The 19230-nt window shown below is 40.2% G+C and carries 14 protein-coding genes and 1 pseudogene; 12 read left to right on the top strand and 3 right to left on the bottom strand.

Annotation, left to right across the window (positions count from 1 at the left end):
- Positions 1–181: 181 nt before the first annotated feature.
- Positions 182–1087, bottom strand: coding sequence for an AraC family transcriptional regulator (locus tag ACESZG_RS18475; protein WP_118340228.1), 906 nt, complete (start codon positions 1085–1087; stop codon positions 182–184).
- Between the two features lie 243 nt (positions 1088–1330).
- Between ACESZG_RS18475 and ACESZG_RS18470 the strand changes: the two genes are divergently transcribed.
- From ACESZG_RS18470 to ACESZG_RS18415, 12 genes are all read left to right on the top strand, one after another.
- The gene (locus tag ACESZG_RS18470) at positions 1331–2596 is read left to right on the top strand and encodes a sugar ABC transporter substrate-binding protein (protein ID WP_330595370.1); all 1266 of its coding nucleotides are present in this window, start codon (positions 1331–1333) and stop codon (positions 2594–2596) included.
- 165 nt (positions 2597–2761) lie between these two features.
- On the top strand, positions 2762–3655 hold the full coding sequence (locus tag ACESZG_RS18465; protein WP_020993601.1) for a carbohydrate ABC transporter permease: 894 nt from the start codon (positions 2762–2764) through the stop codon (positions 3653–3655).
- A 12-nt stretch (positions 3656–3667) separates the two neighbouring features.
- Complete coding sequence (locus ACESZG_RS18460) at positions 3668–4492, top strand: carbohydrate ABC transporter permease (protein ID WP_008706570.1); 825 nt, start codon at positions 3668–3670, stop codon at positions 4490–4492.
- A 198-nt stretch (positions 4493–4690) separates the two neighbouring features.
- Positions 4691–5356: a YesL family protein gene (locus tag ACESZG_RS18455; protein WP_055199749.1), complete on the top strand. Its 666-nt coding sequence runs from the start codon at positions 4691–4693 to the stop codon at positions 5354–5356.
- Positions 5357–5390: 34 nt separating this feature from the next.
- Positions 5391–7592 carry an alpha-galactosidase gene (locus ACESZG_RS18450; protein WP_055199748.1) on the top strand — a complete coding sequence of 734 codons (2202 nt, stop codon included), beginning with the start codon at positions 5391–5393 and terminating at the stop codon, positions 7590–7592.
- Between the two features lie 247 nt (positions 7593–7839).
- Positions 7840–9684 (top strand): sensor histidine kinase, encoded by a 1845-nt coding sequence (locus ACESZG_RS18445; protein ID WP_025578107.1) that lies wholly within the window; start codon positions 7840–7842, stop codon positions 9682–9684.
- 41 nt (positions 9685–9725) lie between these two features.
- Complete coding sequence (locus tag ACESZG_RS18440) at positions 9726–10475, top strand: response regulator (protein ID WP_055149581.1); 750 nt, start codon at positions 9726–9728, stop codon at positions 10473–10475.
- 262 nt (positions 10476–10737) lie between these two features.
- Positions 10738–11994 (top strand): ABC transporter substrate-binding protein, encoded by a 1257-nt coding sequence (locus ACESZG_RS18435; protein ID WP_055199747.1) that lies wholly within the window; start codon positions 10738–10740, stop codon positions 11992–11994.
- A 30-nt stretch (positions 11995–12024) separates the two neighbouring features.
- Positions 12025–12924: a carbohydrate ABC transporter permease gene (locus tag ACESZG_RS18430; RefSeq protein WP_025578113.1), complete on the top strand. Its 900-nt coding sequence runs from the start codon at positions 12025–12027 to the stop codon at positions 12922–12924.
- Position 12925: 1 nt separating this feature from the next.
- A complete protein-coding gene (locus ACESZG_RS18425; protein ID WP_055149585.1) occupies positions 12926–13768 on the top strand; it encodes a carbohydrate ABC transporter permease in 843 nt (280 codons plus the stop codon).
- A gap of 115 nt (positions 13769–13883) precedes the next feature.
- Positions 13884–15917, top strand: coding sequence for a TIM-barrel domain-containing protein (locus tag ACESZG_RS18420; RefSeq protein WP_195981313.1), 2034 nt, complete (start codon positions 13884–13886; stop codon positions 15915–15917).
- A 119-nt stretch (positions 15918–16036) separates the two neighbouring features.
- Positions 16037–17989: a glycoside hydrolase family 127 protein gene (locus tag ACESZG_RS18415; protein ID WP_227311349.1), complete on the top strand. Its 1953-nt coding sequence runs from the start codon at positions 16037–16039 to the stop codon at positions 17987–17989.
- A 97-nt stretch (positions 17990–18086) separates the two neighbouring features.
- On the opposite strand, the gene ACESZG_RS18410 is transcribed toward ACESZG_RS18415, so the two are convergent.
- Together ACESZG_RS18410 and ACESZG_RS18405 are read right to left on the bottom strand one after the other, a co-directional pair.
- Complete coding sequence (locus ACESZG_RS18410) at positions 18087–18704, bottom strand: DUF1836 domain-containing protein (RefSeq protein WP_118613523.1); 618 nt, start codon at positions 18702–18704, stop codon at positions 18087–18089.
- Between the two features lie 121 nt (positions 18705–18825).
- A pseudogene (locus ACESZG_RS18405) lies at positions 18826–19230 on the bottom strand (transposase); the annotation flags it as partial.

The following is a 19230-nucleotide window of genomic DNA, read 5'->3' as shown; positions in this document are numbered from 1 at the left end:
CTGTTTTAGCTTTGCCCTGAAGGGCAATCGAGCAGGAAGCCCCCACTTCAAAATCTGTAAGATTTAAGTGGCGGGAGTATGTCACCTGCAAAATAATAACCGAATCAGGTAAGCCTCTTGTGGAGGTTGCGAAAAGCAATAAGCAAAAATAAAAAATCAACAGTGAAAAGCAGGCAGATGATCACACAGAATCATCTACCTGCTTTTCGTTAAATTTATCCATCATTTCTTTGTGAGTTTTATAATTCTTCGGACTCATTCCAAACTTCTTCTTAAAAGCCTTGGAAAAAACAAGCTGGTCTTCATAGCCCACATTATTAGCAATCTCTTTAACAGACAGACTGGTGCTGACCAGAAGATTGGCTGCTTTATGCATCTTATAATCAATGAGGAAGGTCTGTGCCGACATTCCAAGCTCTTTCTGAAAGGAACTGTTCAGATAGGCACGGCTGATTCCGATATTATCTGCAATATCAGAGATGCCGATTCCTCTTTGATACATATCTTTAATATATTCAATGGCAAGCTCCACGTAAACACTGGTGCTATAAGCATATTTGGCATTTTTTTTGTTCTGTGCAGACTGTTTTTCATGAAAGTCGGCAAGCTCGGCTAACAACAGGATCAGATAAGCCTGGCGCCTTAGATCATTGGCTTTGGAAAGCTGCTTATGATTCAGCATATAATCGATGTGTTTCAGGATTATTTTCTGATCCGGTGCAGGAAGTACTAATTGATTTTTGGAAAATCCACATTCTTTTACCATTGAGTGAGCTCGGATTCCGCGAAAACCAATCCAGGCATAAGTCCAGGGATTGGTTTCATCAGCACCGTATGTGACTGGTTCATTTGGATAAATTACAAACATCTGTCCGGGAGTAAGGCTCCAGGTCTGACCTCCGGCAGAATAGAATCCGGTACCGTCCAGCACAAAATGGATGATGAACTCATCTCTTGGCATGGAACAGATATGTCCGGGCGGGCAGTGTTCTTTGCCCGTATGGATCAGACTGATATCAAGGGAGCCTTCTTTCAGATTTTCAAGACAGCGGAAAGTAGCGCTGTCCGTATATTTTACATTTGGCATTTGGGTAATTCCTTTTTCTATTTTCTTTGATTGCAGATATTGTTGATATAAAGACATAAGGACTGATATCCTGCAAATACGCATAAATTCAAGTCGTTGTTGACATTTTACCATAAATTCAGCGGTTTTTCCATAACGATTATGACATAAATTCATTTCATTAGTCCATTTAAAAAAATAGACAAAAACGTATAATAAGAATCACAAGGAACACGTCGAAACGACGAATAAAGGAGGATGTATATGAGAAAAAACATGAAAAAACTCACAGTCGCAACAGTGATCGGTGCTATGACAGTTACTGCACTTGCACCAGTAAGCGCACAGGCGAAAGACAAAACTCTGACAGTTGCAATCTGGGATAACGGACAGAAAGCCGGACTTCAGGAAATTATGGATGAGTTTACAAAAGAGACCGGAATCAAAACTGAACTTCAGGTAGTAGAGTGGAGCAGCTACTGGACACTTCTTGAAGCAGGTGCATCAGGCGGAGACATGCCGGACGTATTCTGGATGCATTCCAATGAAGCTGTAAGATATATGTCCAATGATATCTTACTTGATCTGACAGACAAGATTGCAGACAGCGACAAATTGGAAATGGACAAATTCCCGGAAGATATCAAAGAAATGTATCAGTGGGACGGAAAAACATACGCAGTACCGAAGGACATCGATACAATTGCTATGTGGTACAACAAAGATATGTTTGATGAAGCAGGAATCGACTATCCGGACGGAAGCTGGACATGGGATGAATTCTATGATATTGCAGAGAAACTTACAAAAGAAGACGGAAGCCAGTACGGTTTTGCAGCAAACCCGTCTAACGAGCAGGATACATGGATGAATATTGTTTACTCCATGGGCGGACGTGTACTGACAGATGACAACAAATCCGGTTTTGATGATCCAAACACTATCAAAGCAATGGAATTCGTTGACAAATGCGTTAAAAATGTAATGCCTCCTGCATCTACAATGTCCGAAACAGGTACAGACGTACTCTTCGGATCTGGCAAGGTAGCTATGATTTCTCAGGGATCCTGGATGGTATCTGCTTTCAAAGACAACGATTATATCAAAGAACACTGTGATGTGGCAAGACTTCCGAAAGATGCTGAAACAGGAGAGAGCGTATCTCTTTACAATGGTCTTGGATGGGCAGCATCTGCAAACACAGATATGCCGGACGAAGCTTTCCAGCTTATTGAGTGGTTCGGTTCCAAAGATATGCAGAAGAAACAGGCTGATCTTGGTGTAACAATGGCAGCTTACGAAGGAATGTCCGATGGATGGGTTAACAGTGTTGATTGCTTTAACTTACAGCCATACATGGATGCAATGGACAATATCGTATTCAGACCACACACAAATGCAACACTTGCATGGTGGAACCCAATGTGCGAAGAACTGAAGAAACCATGGAATGATGAGGAAAGCATGGATGATGCATGCAAGAATATCGTTACTATTATGAACGATGCCATCGCAGAAGAGTCCTATTAATTAATGTTTAACAAAACCATTCATAAAAAATAAGAAACGGAAAAGCTGCCGCAGAAAAGATTCCGATCATGTGATAACCACAGGAGTCACAAAGGGTATGCTCATATGCGGCAGTTTTCCATTCAAATCAGCAACAAAATTCTATGATAAGAAGGAGTGAGAGCCGTGGCAAATCCAAAAAAAGGTACCAGTCAGGCGCGGAATGAATTCATCTGGGGATGGGCGTTCATTCTTCCTACAATGCTTGGTCTGATCATCTTAAATATCTATCCGATTTTTAAGACCATTTATGAGAGCTTTTTCAAGACCGGAGATTTCGGTAAGGGAAATATCTTCATTGGTTTTGACAATTATGTAAAGCTGTTCCACGATGCGGAAGTATGGCAGGCATTATTAAATACATTTAAATATGCCATTGTGGAAGTTCCGTTTTCCATTGCTATCGCACTTGTACTGGCAGTTTTATTAAACCGTAAAATGAAAGGCCGTGCTGTTTACAGAACTATTTTCTTCCTGCCTATGGTTGCTGCTCCGGCTGCGATCGCCATGGTATGGAGATGGCTGTTTAACTCAGAGTTTGGTCTTCTCAATCACATTTTTCATACAAAGATTAACTGGATTTCTGATCCGAAGATTGCAGTCTATGCGATCGCAGTGATCGGTGTATGGTCCATCATTGGCTACAATATGGTACTTTTCCTATCAGGTCTGCAGGAAATCCCAAGAGATTATTATGAAGCAGCAAGCATTGACGGAGCAACCGGAATCAAACAGTTCTTCCACATTACAATCCCGCTGCTTTCACCGACCATCTTCTTTGTAATGGTTACCCGTGTCATCGGTGCCATGCAGGTATTCGACCTGATCTTCATGGTTATGGACAGAAACAGTCCTGCACTTTACAAAACACAGTCACTTGTTTACCTGTTCTACCAGAATTCCTTTGTACAGAATAACAAAGGTTATGGTTCAACAATCGTCGTACTTCTTCTGGTTGTAATTATGATCATGACAGTATTCCAGAATATTGCGCAGAAGAAGTGGGTTCATTATAACTAAGGAGGGATAATTATGTCAGCAAGAGATAAAGCAAACAGAGTTCTGATCCATGTTATCCTGATACTGGTATCTATTACCATGCTGGTTCCTTTCTTATGGATGATTCTGACAGCTTTCAAAACTATGACAGAGGCAACCTCTGTCAACCCGTTCGTAATCCTCCCGTCTACATGGAGATGGGACAGTTTTAGAGAAGTAAGCGCAAATATGGATTTCTTACATCTGTATATCAATACCTTACTTCTGATTCTGGGTCGTGTTGTATGTGCGGTTCTGACAGCAACACTGGCAGGCTATGCATTTGGACGTCTGAACTTCAGGGGGAAAAACCTGATGTTCTCTCTGGTACTTTTCCAGATGATGGTGCCTGGACAGATCTTCATTATCCCACAGTACTTAATGGTAAGTAAAATGGGAATGCTCAATACCATTTTTGCCCTGGTATTTCCCGGTATTGTTACTGCATTTGGTACATTTCTCCTCAAACAGGCTTATATGGGACTTCCAAAAGATCTGGAAGAGGCAGCACGTCTTGACGGATGTAACATCGGTCAGACCTTCCTGTTCATCATGGCTCCTCTGACACGTTCTTCCATGGTGGCACTGGGAATCTTCACAGCAGTATTTGCATACAAAGATCTGATGTGGCCTCTGATCTGTAACAAAGATGTAATGCCTCTGTCAGCAGCACTTGCAAAAATGCAGGGACAGTACACCAACAATTATCCGCAGCTGATGGCAGCATCTCTGCTTGCATGTATCCCGATGATCGTACTGTATCTGATCTTCCAGAAGCAGTTCATCGAAGGTATTGCAACATCTGGTGGTAAGCTGTAAGTTAAAAAAAATAAAAAGAAGAATCCGGGAGGTTCGGGACATTTCCCCTGAACTATACAGGCAGAATTTTGTTATACAACTGGAAAGAGAAGAATAACAGAAGGCTGCCTGAAACTGGATATCTGATTGCTGAATCATCTGTAAAGGTGAAAGTCAGGACAAAATCATTAAGATAGAAAAAGGAAGGGGTAATAAAAAATGAAACCAGGAAGTCTTTATGACAGGATATTTGGATTTTTAGGTCAGTTAATTGCATTGAATTTACTATGGATCGTGTGCTCTCTTCCTGTTATTACAGCAGGGGCATCCACCACTGCTTTGTATTATTGTACATTAAAACTCCACAAGGATGGAGATATCCGGGTATTTCATGATTTTTTTAAAAGCTTTAAGCAGAACTTCAAACAGTCAACTCTGATCTGGATCCTGATGGCAGCAGTTGCAGTATTTCTTTATATGGAGAAAGAATCGTTGGTAACTATGCCTGGTTCCATGCCACAGATTTTCAATTACGTGATTCTGGCGGTATGTATTCCGCTGATTGCCATTGCACTGTACATATTCCCGACAGTTGCAGCATTTGAAAACAAAACAATGACTTTGATCACAAACGCATTTTATTTTGCGGTTAAACATATAGGTTATGCGATAGCAGTGGCAGTGATCACGATACTGCCAATGACCATGACACTTGTAGATGCAAAACTTTTTCCGGTATATCTGCTGATTTGGCTGATGGTGGGATTTTCCCTGACAGCCTATGCAGATTCCTGGTTTATGTGGAAACTGTTCAAACCGTATTTCAAAGAGGACGAAGAAGAACATCACTATGTAGATACAGAACCGGATCAGTATGCTTTTTAACAAAAAAACAACAAAGAAATGAGAGGTACAGAGTATGGAATGGATTAAGTATCATGAGGCAGAAAAAGTATTTGACCTGAGAACAGAAAACAGCACCTATCAGATGCAGGTAAGAGAGTATGATACTCTGGTTCATCTGTATTATGGATGCCCGGTAGGGGATTCCCTGATTACGGACAGGATTGTATGTGTGGACAGAGGATTCTCCGGAAATCCGTATGAAGCAGGAAAAGACAAAACATTTTCCCTGGATACTCTGCCGCAGGAATATACAGCTTACGGAAACGGAGATTATCGTATCAATGGTCTGGAAGTAGAGCAGGCAGACGGCAGCGACACTGCAAATCTGAAATTTGAATCCTATGAGATCACAAAAGGAAAATACAGCCTGAAAGGTCTCCCTGCAATGTTTGCAAAAGAAGATGAGGCAGAGACATTGGAGATTGTCCTGGCAGACCGTGTCAGCGGACTGAAAGCACATCTTCTCTACAGTGTATTCCCACATCTGGATGTGATCACCAGAGCAGTTCGTCTGGAACAGACTGGTGAGACACCTGTTACAGTAAAGAAAGCAATGTCTATGGAAATGGATTTTGAATATAGAGAAATGGATGCAGTTCATTTCTATGGCAGACATAACGTAGAACGTCAGATGGAAAGAACACATCTGGGTCATGCAAACTGGTCTGTAGGAAGTATTCGCGGCACTTCCAGTCATCATCATAACCCATTTGTAATCCTCTGCGACAGAAACACAGAAGAAACATATGGAAACTGCTATGGATATGCACTGGCTTACAGTGGAAACTTTACATTTGAGACAGAGGTAGATCAGGTAGGACATACCCGTGTGGTAATGGGAATCCATCCATATCATTTCGCATGGACACTGGAAAAAGGTGACACATTTGAAACTCCGGAAGTGATTATGTCATATTCCGCAGAAGGATTTGGAAAACTTTCTCGCATTTATCATGATGCATACAGAAACAACCTGATCCGCAGCAAATACGTAGAACAGCCAAGACCAATCCTCGTAAACAACTGGGAAGCTACCTATTTTGATTTTGATGCAGACAAACTGTATCATATTGCAGAAGAAGCCAGGAACATCGGCTTGGATATGTTTGTTCTGGACGATGGATGGTTTGGCAAAAGAGATAATGACTGGTGCGCACTTGGTGACTGGGAAGTAAATGAAGAGAAGATCAAAGGTGGACTTCCTGCACTTGCAGAGAGAATCCACGGACTTGGACTGAAATTCGGTCTCTGGGTAGAGCCGGAGATGATTTCCGAGGACAGTGATCTCTACAGAGAATATCCGGACTGGGCATTGAAGATTCCGGGACGTGCTATGAACCGGAGCAGACATCAGCTCAATCTGGACATTACCAGAAAAGAAGTCCGTGACCATATCATGAACCAGATTTTCAAAGTTCTGGATGCATGCAAGGCAGATTATGTAAAATGGGATATGAACCGCAGTGTAGACAACGTATTCTCCGCAGCACTTCCAAAAGAACGCCAGGGAGAGGTTTATCACAGATATGTACTTGCAGTATATGAAATGATGGAAAGCCTTGTGCAGAGATATCCAAATCTCCTGTTTGAATCCTGCTCAGGTGGCGGCGGAAGATTTGATGCAGGAATGCTCTATTATTCTCCACAGATCTGGTGCAGCGATAACACTGATGCTATTGACAGACTGAAAATCCAGTACGGTACTTCTTTCGGATATCCGGTAAGTGCAATGGGGGCTCATGTCAGCGTATGCCCGAACCACCAGTCAGGCAGGATCACACCATTCGAGACAAGAGGAACGGTTGCATCATCCGGTACATTTGGCTATGAACTGGATCTGATGAAGATGTCCGAAGAAGACAAAAAGACAGCCAGAGAGCAGATTCTGAAATACAAAGAAATCGAGCATCTGGTACAGTCCGGAGATTACTATCGTCTGATAAATCCATTTGAAAACAACAACCATGTACTCTGGCAGTTCGTATCCAAGGACAAAAAAGAGACAGTTGTATGTGGCGTAAGACTCCACAGCGAAGCTAATCCGTATATCTATCTTTTCTATCCTCAGGGACTGGATGCAGATCTGCATTACGAAGACATTGCAACCGGAAAAGTATACACAGGCGCAGCACTGATGAAAGCAGGACTGCCATTACCATTGACAACAGGTGATTACCAGCCAATCAGATTTACATTTAAGGCAGTGGAGAAATAATTACCGAATCAAATAAGTTATCTGATTCAATTGTAGGTGACTGTTTGAACATAATAAAAAGATGAAAACCAGTAATTAAGTTTATTAATAGCAGATAAGCTTAGTTACTGGCTTTTTTTGTCCTTTGCCATCTATAGATATCAATCAGTAAATAATCACAAAATTTTATATGATATATCTTTATAAGATGTTGTAGAATGATGTAAAATAGTCGTAGAATTATAAAAAACGAGGCAGGTAAAGAAAAATGAAAGAGAAAATCAAAAAAATGCCGGGAAGAATCAGAAATTATTTTTGCTCACATATGAGTGCGCAGGTTACAGTAACAGTAGTATTACTTCTGATTCTGGCAGGTCTGGTCCTTCAGATTTACGTAAAAAATCAATATTTTAATTATCTGCTCAGGAATACCAGATCAATGGAAGAATCCATGATTGAAACATCGACGATTAATATTGATGCAAATCTGAAGGATATCATCAGTGCTGCATGCAATGTAGGAGTTAATGAGACATTAAGAGTTCTGGTAGAAAACACGGAAGCAGACGGAATACTTCTGGCAAAAGAAAAACTGACATTGGGCAGCAGAATGGATGATATTGCTCATCAGATTGGAAGTGTTGTATCTATTGCAATTGTATCAGATGAAGGTCTGTGGCAGGAGTATGGGGTTTATTGGTACCAGACATCTTCAAAAGGAGTATGGGAAGATGGCAATCTGGATAAACTTCAGGAAATATATGAAAAGACCATGGCACTTCAGAAAGAGAAAGCAAATGTCAGGTACTATGTAGAGACAGATCCTGCTGTTCACAGTCAGTGGCCGCAGATAAGAATGGTACATATTGCAGTTCCGCTGATTGGAAAAACTTACAGTTATTCTCATGTGAAAAATGTAGCGGTCGTATCTTTCGATATGGGAGATATTCTGGAAAAAAGTGCTTTTGACAGAGTAGCTGATAAACCTCTTTCGATTGGATATATTGCAGATGAAAATAACAGAATCATTTACCATCCAAATGAAGAGTACGATGGAATGACAGTGGAAAGTTACAGAAAAACGCTGGACAGTACCGAGAATATCAGCAGATCATTAAAATATTTTGGATGGACAGCATATATTACCACGGATCTTGGAAAAATGCGTGCACAGGTTAACCAGATGTATACCAGAAGCATTTATGTATATCTGTTTTTGTTGTGTATCTGTGGATTTTTATGGCAGTTTACAATACGAAGAGTATTAAAACCAATTGATATTATACGGGATTCTATGCGAAATATTAAACTTTCCAAGAATCTTCCGAAGATAGAAGTAAAGGGAACCAATGAGATATGGCAGTTGGCTGGTTATTATAACGAAATGGCGGAAACTCTGGAACGACAGTACAAGGAAATACGTAGATATTATCGTGAAAAGAATCTTTCTATCCGTCAGAAAAATAAGGCAGAGAAAGAAGCTCTGGAATCACAGATCAATGCACATTTTCTCTGCAATACACTGACTGCGATCAATTATAATGCGATAGATAATGAAGATTATGAGGTAGCAGATCTTCTGAAAAAGCTTTCCAATATGCTTTCATATACATTCTCAAGGAAGCTTGTGTCAGTAAGTCTGGGGCAGGAACTGAGATGGGTAGAGCAGTATCTATATCTGCAGAAGTTCAGGCTTATGGATGTGTTTGACTACGAGATTGAATTTCAGGAAGAATACGGCGAATGGCCATGCTGTAAACTGTTTATTCAGCCATTTGTGGAGAATTCTATCCTTCATGGTTTTGAAGGAAGAGAAAGCGGGGGAATGATCCGTATTACGGGTCACATTGATGGATCCAGATTCCGTCTTTGCATTGAAGATAATGGATGTGGAATGAATGAAGATACAGAGAAACTGATGCAGCAGATTCTTATGGAAAAGCATACTTTGGATTTGGCAGGAACAGGAATCGGGATTCAGAATGTAGTGACAAGACTGCGAATGTATTATGGAGAAGAACTTTCTGTAGTTTTGGAATCAGAACCTGAAAAGGGGACAAAATTTACTTTCTGGCTTCCAATACCAGAGAATCCGGAGAAAGATATAGAGTAAATAAATGTAGCAAAAAAAGTAACAGAGGAGGTCTTTATACATTGAGAATTTTAATTGCAGAAGATGAGCAGAGAACCAGACAGGGATTAGTAAGGGTTTTGCAGAGCCTGAGGGATGAGTATGAGATTGTGGCACAGGCATCTAATGGAAAAGCAGCGCTGGAAATGATTCTGGAACAGAAGCCGGATGTGGTTTTTATTGATATCAAGATGCCGTTTATGGACGGGCTTTCAGTAATAGAAGCTGCCAGAGCTCAGGGAATTAAGGCAGAATTTGTGATTGTAAGTGCATATGCAGATTTTGATTTTGCCAAGCAGTCAATTTCTCTTGGTGTAATAGAGTATCTTCTGAAACCTCTTACAAGAGATGAGGCAGAAGCAGTACTGAAGAAAATTGAGAATAAGATCAGTGGAAAAAATAGCTATTCCCGCAGAAAATCCAGAAATTTGAGAGATAAATATCCGGATGCCCACCCTATGATTCTGCAAGCTCTGGATATCATACAGAGTGGATATGCCGGAAAAATAAGCCAGAAGAAATTGGCAGAAGATCTTGGGCTGAGCCAGGAATATTTCAGTTATCTTTTTGGAAAAAATATCGGAGAAAATTTCAGCACTTTTCTAAGGGAGTATAGAATTGAACAGGCACAGTATATGTTGAGGGAAGAAATATGTGATCAGAGGGATGTTCCTTATCAGGTAGGATTTTCCGATTCCAAATACTTTAAAAAAGTCTTTCGCGAGGTGACAGGAAAGAGTCCATCTGAATATCTGTCAGAAATAAAAGAGTAAAAAGATAAGCAAAAGGAGTAAAAAATTAACAAACAAAAATTAGAAAACATGGAAATATATAGAAAAAAATCCCTCAAATCTTAAAATATTTCCTGAATCTTAAAATATTATCCGCACAAAATCCCTTTTTCCGTAAAATTTTGGGTTATGTGATGAGAAATGCAATGGTAAAATATATACAACAAAACAACAGAGGAACGACCTAAAATTATACAAATAACCAAAACAAAATCCAACTAAGAAGGAAAAAGGAGGAAAAAACATGAAAAAAACATTATTTACAGCAACATTATTGGCGGCTTCGCTGATGGCGGCATCAACTGTACAGGCAGCTCCGCAGGAAGTTACAATGTGGCATTATTTTGATCAGAAGCCAGAGCAGGAAATGCTCGCAGACATGGTTGAAGAATATAATTCTTTACAGGATGACATTCACATCAATGCAACATTCGTATCCAGAACAGAGTTAATGAACCAGTACACAGTTGGAGCACTTTCAGGAGAACTTCCTGATATCGGACAGGTAGATTCACCGGATATGGAATCCTACATATCTCTCGGAGTATTCGAAGATATCACTGATGAGCTGGAATCATGGGGAGAACTGGATCAGTTCTATGATGGACCATTAAGCTCCTGTAAAGATCCTGATGGAAAAGTTTACGGACTTCCACAGAATAGTAACTGTCTTGCACTTGCTTGCAATATGGATCTTCTGAAAGCAGCCGGATATGATCATATGCCGCAGAGTCTTGATGAGTTCAAGGAAATGGTTGCAGCAACAACAGATGCATCCAATGATGTATACGGATTCGCAATGTGTGCAGTATCTACAGAAGAAGGAACATTCCAGATCCTTCCATGGCTGAGATCTGTACAGAATGGAACTGGCGTTAATGTTGATAATATTACTGCTGATTCTGCTGTAAATGGATTACAGACACTTGGAGATTTTGTAGCAAACGGATACATGAGTAAAGAGTGTGTAAACTGGACACAGGCAGATGCATGGAATCAGTTCTGCGCAGGAAAAGCTGCATTTGCAGAATGTGGAACATGGCATCTGGCACAGACAGATGCAATCAACGGAGCATTTGAATATGACTTTACACTTCTTCCAACAGGCGACGAAGGAACCTCTACATCTACAATCGGTGGTGAGAACTTTGGTGTCTGCAAAGGATCAGAAAACAAAGAAGCATGTGCTAAATTCCTTGAGTGGCTCTGCTCACAGGAAAACGAAGCAAAATGGGCAGCTGTAGGCGGAAAGATTCCTACAAGACAGGATGCGACAGCTGAATACACATTTGAGCAGGATGGATTTAAGGTATTTACAGATGAAATGAATTATGCGCAGGCTCGTGGACCGCACGCTGAATGGCCATCTATTTCTGAAGCGGTTTATACAGCAACACAGTCTGTAATCGTAGACGGAACATCTGCAAAAGACGCTCTTGAAACAGCAGCAGCTAAAATTAATCCAATCGTAGAAGAAACTCCTCTTCCTGAAAGCAACTAAAACTAACAAATAGGGAAGGATGTGGCTTTAATGGCAGCAAAGTCTAGGACTATGGCGCAGCAAAAGACGAAAGAAGCATACTGTTTCATTGTACCTGCATTTATTTATATGATCCTTGTGCTGGGATACCCGATCGTTTATAACATTATTCTCAGTCTTAAGGATGTAAATGTAAAGAACCTGAAATCAGGAACTTCCGTATTTGTCGGATTACAGAACTATATTGATTTATTCCATGATCCGACATTTCTTCTGGTTCTGCGCAATACATTTATTTTTACAATAGCTTGTCTTATTTTCCAGTTTACCATCGGATTTGCATTTGCGATGTTTTTCAATCAGAAATTTAAACTCGCAGGTCCGATCAGAGGTCTGATTCTTGTCAGCTATATGATGCCAATGGCAGTAACTGGTCTTCTTGGTAAAAATATCTTTTCCAATGCAGGTCTTATCAATGACCTGCTTGGAAAAATCGGAATCAGCGGTCCGGAATGGCTGGTTAACACCAGCACAGCTCTGATTGCAGTAATTATTATGAACTGCTGGGTAGGTATTCCGTTTAATATGCTCCTTCTTGTATCAGGACTTACAAGTATTTCACCGGATGTATACGAGAGCGCATCCATGGATGGAGCAAATTGGGGACAACGTTTTCTTTTTATAACTCTTCCCCTGATGAAAGAGTCAATTCTTGCAGTACTGATGTTAGGATTTATCTATACATTCCGTGCATTTGACCTGATGTATATCATGACAGCCGGAGGTCCGTTGAATTCAACAGATGTGCTGGGAACATATTCTTATATGTTATCATTTACACAGTTTAACTTTTCAAAAGGTGCGGCAGTTGCAATGGTACTGTTTGCATGCCTGTTCCTTATTGGTCTGTTCTATCTGAAACTGTTATCAAAAGAAGAGGAGGAAGGCTGATATGGATAATATGACAGGTGCTGAAAAGGCAAAAGAGATCAGAAATTCGATATTTGCACTTCTTATTGCATTTATCTTCTTATTTCCGATTTACTGGCTGATACAGATTTCATTTAAGTCAGATGCAGAAACATTTGGAAAGGTTCTTACCTATTTTCCACATGATTTCACCTTTGAACCGTGGCTGGAAAACTTAACAGATAAAACGTTTCTGATATCTTTGAAAAACAGTTTTCTTAATGGACTTTTGACAATGGCAATTGCTCTGGTACTCGGTGTCCCGGCAGCATATGGAATGGGAAGATACAGAGTAAAAGGTGGAAATGTTTTCCTTCTTACATTTCTGATTTCACAGATGCTTCCTCCATCCCTGACATTGACCCCAATGTATCTGATTTTCAGTAAATTGGGCTTTCTTGGAAATCATCTGACAGCTCCGGTTGCGATTGCAGCCAGTTCTATACCGTTTGTAATTGTAACATTGAGACCTTATTTCAGAAGTATTCCGGTATCATTGGATGAGGCCGCAAGACTGGATGGATGCGGATCGGTAAAAGCATTTCTTATGGTTATGCTTCCGGCAGTAAAAACAGGAATTATTACTATCATGGTTATTTCATTCCTGAACGGCTGGAATGATCTGGTATATTCAATGACATTTAATGTTGCAGAGACAATGAGACCTTTGACAGCGAATATTTATAAATTCCAGAGTGCATATGGTACAAGATGGAACTGTATCATGGCTTATGGTGCAATACTGGTACTTCCGGTAATTCTGATGTTTATTTTCTTACAGAAATATATTGTAGGCGGTCTTGTCGCAGGTGCGGTAAAAGACTGATAAAATAAAGCTATTATTGATATTATAAACAAGTTCAGCGGATTAGAACAAAACAGATAAAACTGCAGTTCCAATTCGCTGAAACTCCATTAAGAATGAAAAGGAGAAGGCAGAAATGGCAAATCAGGAAGAAGTAAGAGACGTATATGGGTATTTTGAGCAAAAAGGAAATGCGCTGTGCTACCGTTATGAGGCTGAACGGGTAAGAATTGAGCCGTGGGGTGCTGACAGCCTTCGTGTACGTGCATGGAAAACCGCAGAGATGGATCAGGCAGACTGGGCATTGATCAAACCAGAGAAGGAAATCACACCGGAAATCGAAGTTCGCGAAGACGGAGCAACGATCCGTAATGGTAAGATCCGTGCAGAGATTAATCTGATCGGTAAAATTGCATTTTATAATCAGAAAGGAGAACTTTTACTGGATGAGTATGTCCGCAACAGAAAAGATATGTTCGGAAATACCTGCAGTTCTCTTGAAGTAGAAGCCAGAGAATTTAAGCCTATCACAGGTGGGGATTACAGACTGACAATGCGTTTTGTTTCCACACCGGAGGAGAAAATATATGGTATGGGCCAGTATCAGCAGCCATACCTTGATGTAAAGGGAACTGATCTTGAACTGGCACACAGAAATTCACAGGCAAGTGTTCCGTTCATGCTTTCTAGTCTTGGATATGGATTCTTGTGGAATAATCCGGCTGTAGGACGTGTAAATTTTGGCAAAAATATTACAACATGGGAAGCATTTTCTTCCAAGAAACTGGATTATTGGATCACAGCAGGTGACACACCGGCCGAAATCGAAGAAGCTTATGCAAATGCAACAGGCAAAGTTCCGATGATGCCGGAATATGCAATGGGATTCTGGCAGTGCAAACTTCGTTATCAGACACAGGAAGAACTTCTTGAAGTAGCAAGAGAATATAAACGCCGTAACCTCCCGATTTCTGTAATAGTTGTTGACTTCTTTCACTGGCCAATGCAGGGCGAATGGAAATTTGACCCGACATACTGGCCGGATCCGGATGCAATGATCAAAGAACTGAAAGATATGGGAATTGAACTGATGGTTTCCATCTGGCCGACAGTAGATTACAGAAGCGAGAATTTCAATGAAATGAAGAGTAAAGGTCTTCTGATCCGCGTAGATTCCGGATATCCGATATCCATGGATTTTCAGGGAAATACACTTCATTACGATGCAACTAATCCGGAAGCACGTGAATATGTATGGGAAAAAGCAAAGAAGAATTATTATGATAAAGGTGTAAAAGTATTCTGGCTGGATGAAGCAGAACCGGAATATACAGTTTATGATTTCGAGAATTATCGTTATCATCTCGGACCGGATATTCAGGTTGGAAATATTTATCCTGTTATGTATGCAAAGACATTTTTTGATGGAATGAAAGCAGAAGGACAGGAGAACATTATCAATCTTCTCCGCTGCGCATGGGCCGGTTCACAGAAATATGGTGCACTGGTCTGGTCCGGAGACATCAAATCTTCCTTCCCGAGTATGAAAAATCAGGTTGCAGCAGGTCTTAATATGGGAATTGCAGGTATTCCGTGGTGGACAACAGATATCGGCGGATTTTTCGGAGCAAATATAAATGATCCGGAATTCCATGAACTTCTGGTCCGTTGGTTTGAATATGGATGCTTCTGTCCGGTTATGAGACTTCACGGATATCGCTGGCCGCTTCAGCCTCAGTATGGTACAACTGGTGGAGCTACATGTGTATCAGGAGCACCAAATGAGGTATGGAGTTACACAGATCAGGTTTGTGAGATTCTGTCAGATTATTTGAGATTAAGAGAGCGCATGCTTCCATATATTACAGAATTGATGGAGGAGGCTCATGAAAAAGGAACTCCTGTTATGCGTCCGCTGTTCTATGACTTCCCGGAAGACAAAGAAAGTTGGAATGTAGAGACAGAGTATATGTTTGGACCAAAAGTTCTGGTAAAACCGATCACAGATGCAGATGCACGTGAGACAGATGTATATCTTCCTGGTGGAGCCTCCTGGACAAATGCATGGACAGGTGAAACCTTTGAAGGTGGACAGAAAGTACATGTGGCAGCACCGATCGAGCAGATTCCATTGTTTACAAGAGATGGTTACAAACTGCCGATGAAATAAAGAAGTTTAAAGATCAGGAGGGTGTCGCAGAATTATCGAGGGATAATTTTCGACACCCTTTTAAAGAACATTTAACGGTGTCACCGCTGATCCAAATGGATGATAAAGGAGAAGAAAAAATGGGAAAAGCAGCAAATTCAAGTATTTCTCTTAAACAGATTCATGTTACAGATAATTTTTGGAATAAATATGTGCATCTGGTAAAGGATGTGATTATTCCTTATCAGTGGGATATTCTGAATGATAAACTGGAAGATGTAGAAACCAGTCATTGTATAGAAAATTTCAAAATTGCAGCAGGAGAAAAAGAGGGAGAATTTCAGGGCGCCGTATTTCAGGATACGGATGTTGCAAAATGGCTGGAAGCAGTTGGTTTTGTGTTAAATTATGAAAGAGATGAAAAGCTGGAAGAATTGGCTGATGAGACGATTGAACTGATCGGACGTGCACAGCAGCCGGATGGATATTTAAATACATATTTTACGATCAAAGAACCGGATGGACGATGGAGTAATCTTATGGAAGGTCATGAGCTTTATACAGCAGGGCATATGATCGAGGCAGCAGTAGCATACTATGAAGCAACCGGAAAACGTAGATTCCTGGAAATTGTATCAAAATTTGCAGATCTTGTCTGCCAGACTTTCGGATCGGAAGAGGGAAAAATCCATGGATATCCGGGACATCAGGAAATAGAACTGGCACTTGTAAAGCTTTACCGTGTAACACGTGAGAAAAAATATCTGGATCTGGCAAAATATTTCATAGATCTGAGAGGTACTGGCAAAAATTATTTTCTGGAGGAGGAAAAGAGACCGGGACATAAGCGTATTTTTCCGGATTTTGTAAATTATGATACCATGTATGCGCAGGCACATAAACCGGTAAGAAAACAGAGGACAGCAGAAGGACACGCTGTAAGAGCAAACTATATGTATTCTGCAATGGCAGACCTGGCATATGAATATCAGGATAAAGAATTACAGCAGGCATGCCGAAACTTGTGGGATAATATGGTGCACAAAAGAATGTATATTACAGGAAGTGTTGGATCTTCTGGATTCTTGGAACGATTTACAACAGATTATGATCTGCCAAATGACAGCAATTATTCTGAGACATGTGCTACGATTGCACTTGCTATGTTTGGAAAGAGAATGGCAGATATGGAGAAGGATGCTTCTTATATGGATGTAGTGGAACGGGCTTTATATAATACACTTTTATCAGGCATAGCTATGGATGGAAAAAGCTTTTTTTATGTAAATCCTCTGGAAGTATGGCCGGTAAGCTGTATGCCGAGAACTTCACGCGAACATGTGAAACCTGTCAGGCAGAAATGGTTTGGTGTTGCATGCTGCCCGCCAAACATTACCAGAACATTGGCATCTCTTGGACAATACATCTATTTCCAGGAAGAAAATGAAATTTACGTAAATCTGTATGTTGCAAATGAAACAGAAGTTACACTTAATGGAGTTCCGTTCAAAATTACGTTAAAAGGAAATTTCCCATGGGAAAACAAGATGACAGTTTCTGTAGATGGTGTGCAAGAAACTGAGGCGATGATCGCATTCAGGGTTCCGGCATATGCAGAGAATTTCAAAATTTTGAGAAACGGTAAAGAAGAGAATCTGACAGAAGACCATGGATATATTAAAATTTCCGGAAAAATGTATAAAGAAACATTTGAAATAAGTTTTGATGCAGAGCCAGTATTTGTTCATGCAAATCCACAGGTAAGAGTTGACAGTGCAAAAGTGGCAGTAGTAAAGGGACCTCTGGTTTACTGTGTGGAAGAAGCGGATAACGGGGAGAATCTTTCTTCTGTTATGGTTAATACTGATCAGAAGATTGAAGAAACATATGATGACGAACTTCTGGAAGGATGCAGTGTACTCCATATAACCGGCAAAAAAATTTCAGAGAAGGGTTGGAATGAAGGAATATTGTATCAGAACAGAAAAGTAGAACTGGAAGATGTTAAATTGACACTGGTACCATATTGTTATTGGGGAAATCGTGAAAATGGAGAAATGCTTGTGTGGATGAAGGAACTTTTTTATATGTAATTCGCTGATAAAATAAAGGAAAAATAAAAGGAGATCGCAGAAAAATATGTGGTCTCCTTTTGGTCTGTTCAGTATTTGTTTGATTATAGGCTGACAATTATTTTTTCTTTTTGGAATTATGCTCCGATTCCGGATTCATCCCGTCGATTATATGCTCGATCATCATCTTTTTTACATAAACATCAAAGCTTAACAGACAGATAAAGGAAAATCTTTTCAGGTTCGCCTGATCTTCTTCATCTGCGTCCCCGAAAGTATCCTGTGCTGTTTTGTATTTGCGCAGAAGGTCTTTTTTCAGGGATTCAATCTGTTCCTTTTCCATGCTGAAAACTTCATTATAAATATAAGTCATATCTTTCCCAGTCATGGATTTAAAATATTCCTGCGTGATCGGTGTGAGCAGAGTCTGGATATCATTGATGGAAAGAATATTCTTGAAATAGTAAATAAAAATCAGCATCAGCACATGTTCTTTGGAATAACGTTTCTTCTCAGGCGGGGGAAGGAGCTTATTCTTTGCATAATTGTTGATCATAGTCTTGGTGAGAATCTTGTCGTCTGCGTAACGTTTGGAAGAAACGAGCTGTTCTTCCATAAAGGTTGTTACCTGATCCATATATAAATCAATATTTGGGATGTCTTCCGGTTTAATATAGTCAATCCTGGATACACTTTCCAGAATGCTGTTTATCATGTCTTTATCATCGATTGTCATCTTTTATCACCTCTGTTCCTTATTATATAGTTTTAAATACTACTTGTAAATGTTTTTTTTACTCATTACAGAATTTATATCCGCTTGAATAACTGCGCGTCGCATTCTCGTTACTTTAGTTCTGATAATGTTCAACAAAAGCGTTTAGAGACATTTTACGAATGCAATCTACATGCCAGTATGTAGAGACAAAATCAACCCATTTCTGGGAACCATCACTGCGGGTGGGACTATTGAAATAAGTATTTGCATTTGGATAGGTCTGGTCAATGAGGCCAATAAGATTATTTTTCATAGCCGTTTTTTGTTTCACATAGAAATGGAACTGACGATTCATGACCTTTAGCTGAGCGCGTAATTCATCTGTAATACTATACGGTTCAAGACTTTGCCATTTGTCAAGAGCGTAGCGGGCAATCTTGACAGAATCAGCTTTGTCGGACTTGATCTTGCGAAGAGAATCGTTATTAAAATCTTTGACCAACTTGGGATTAACAGCACTGACAAAGAGATCTGCTGCTGAAAG

Source organism: Blautia sp. Marseille-P2398, assembly GCF_964240315.1.
In the GTDB taxonomy this organism is placed as follows: Bacteria; Bacillota; Clostridia; order Lachnospirales; family Lachnospiraceae; genus Blautia_A; species Blautia_A wexlerae.
This window is presented reverse-complemented; position numbering and strand designations above follow the sequence as displayed.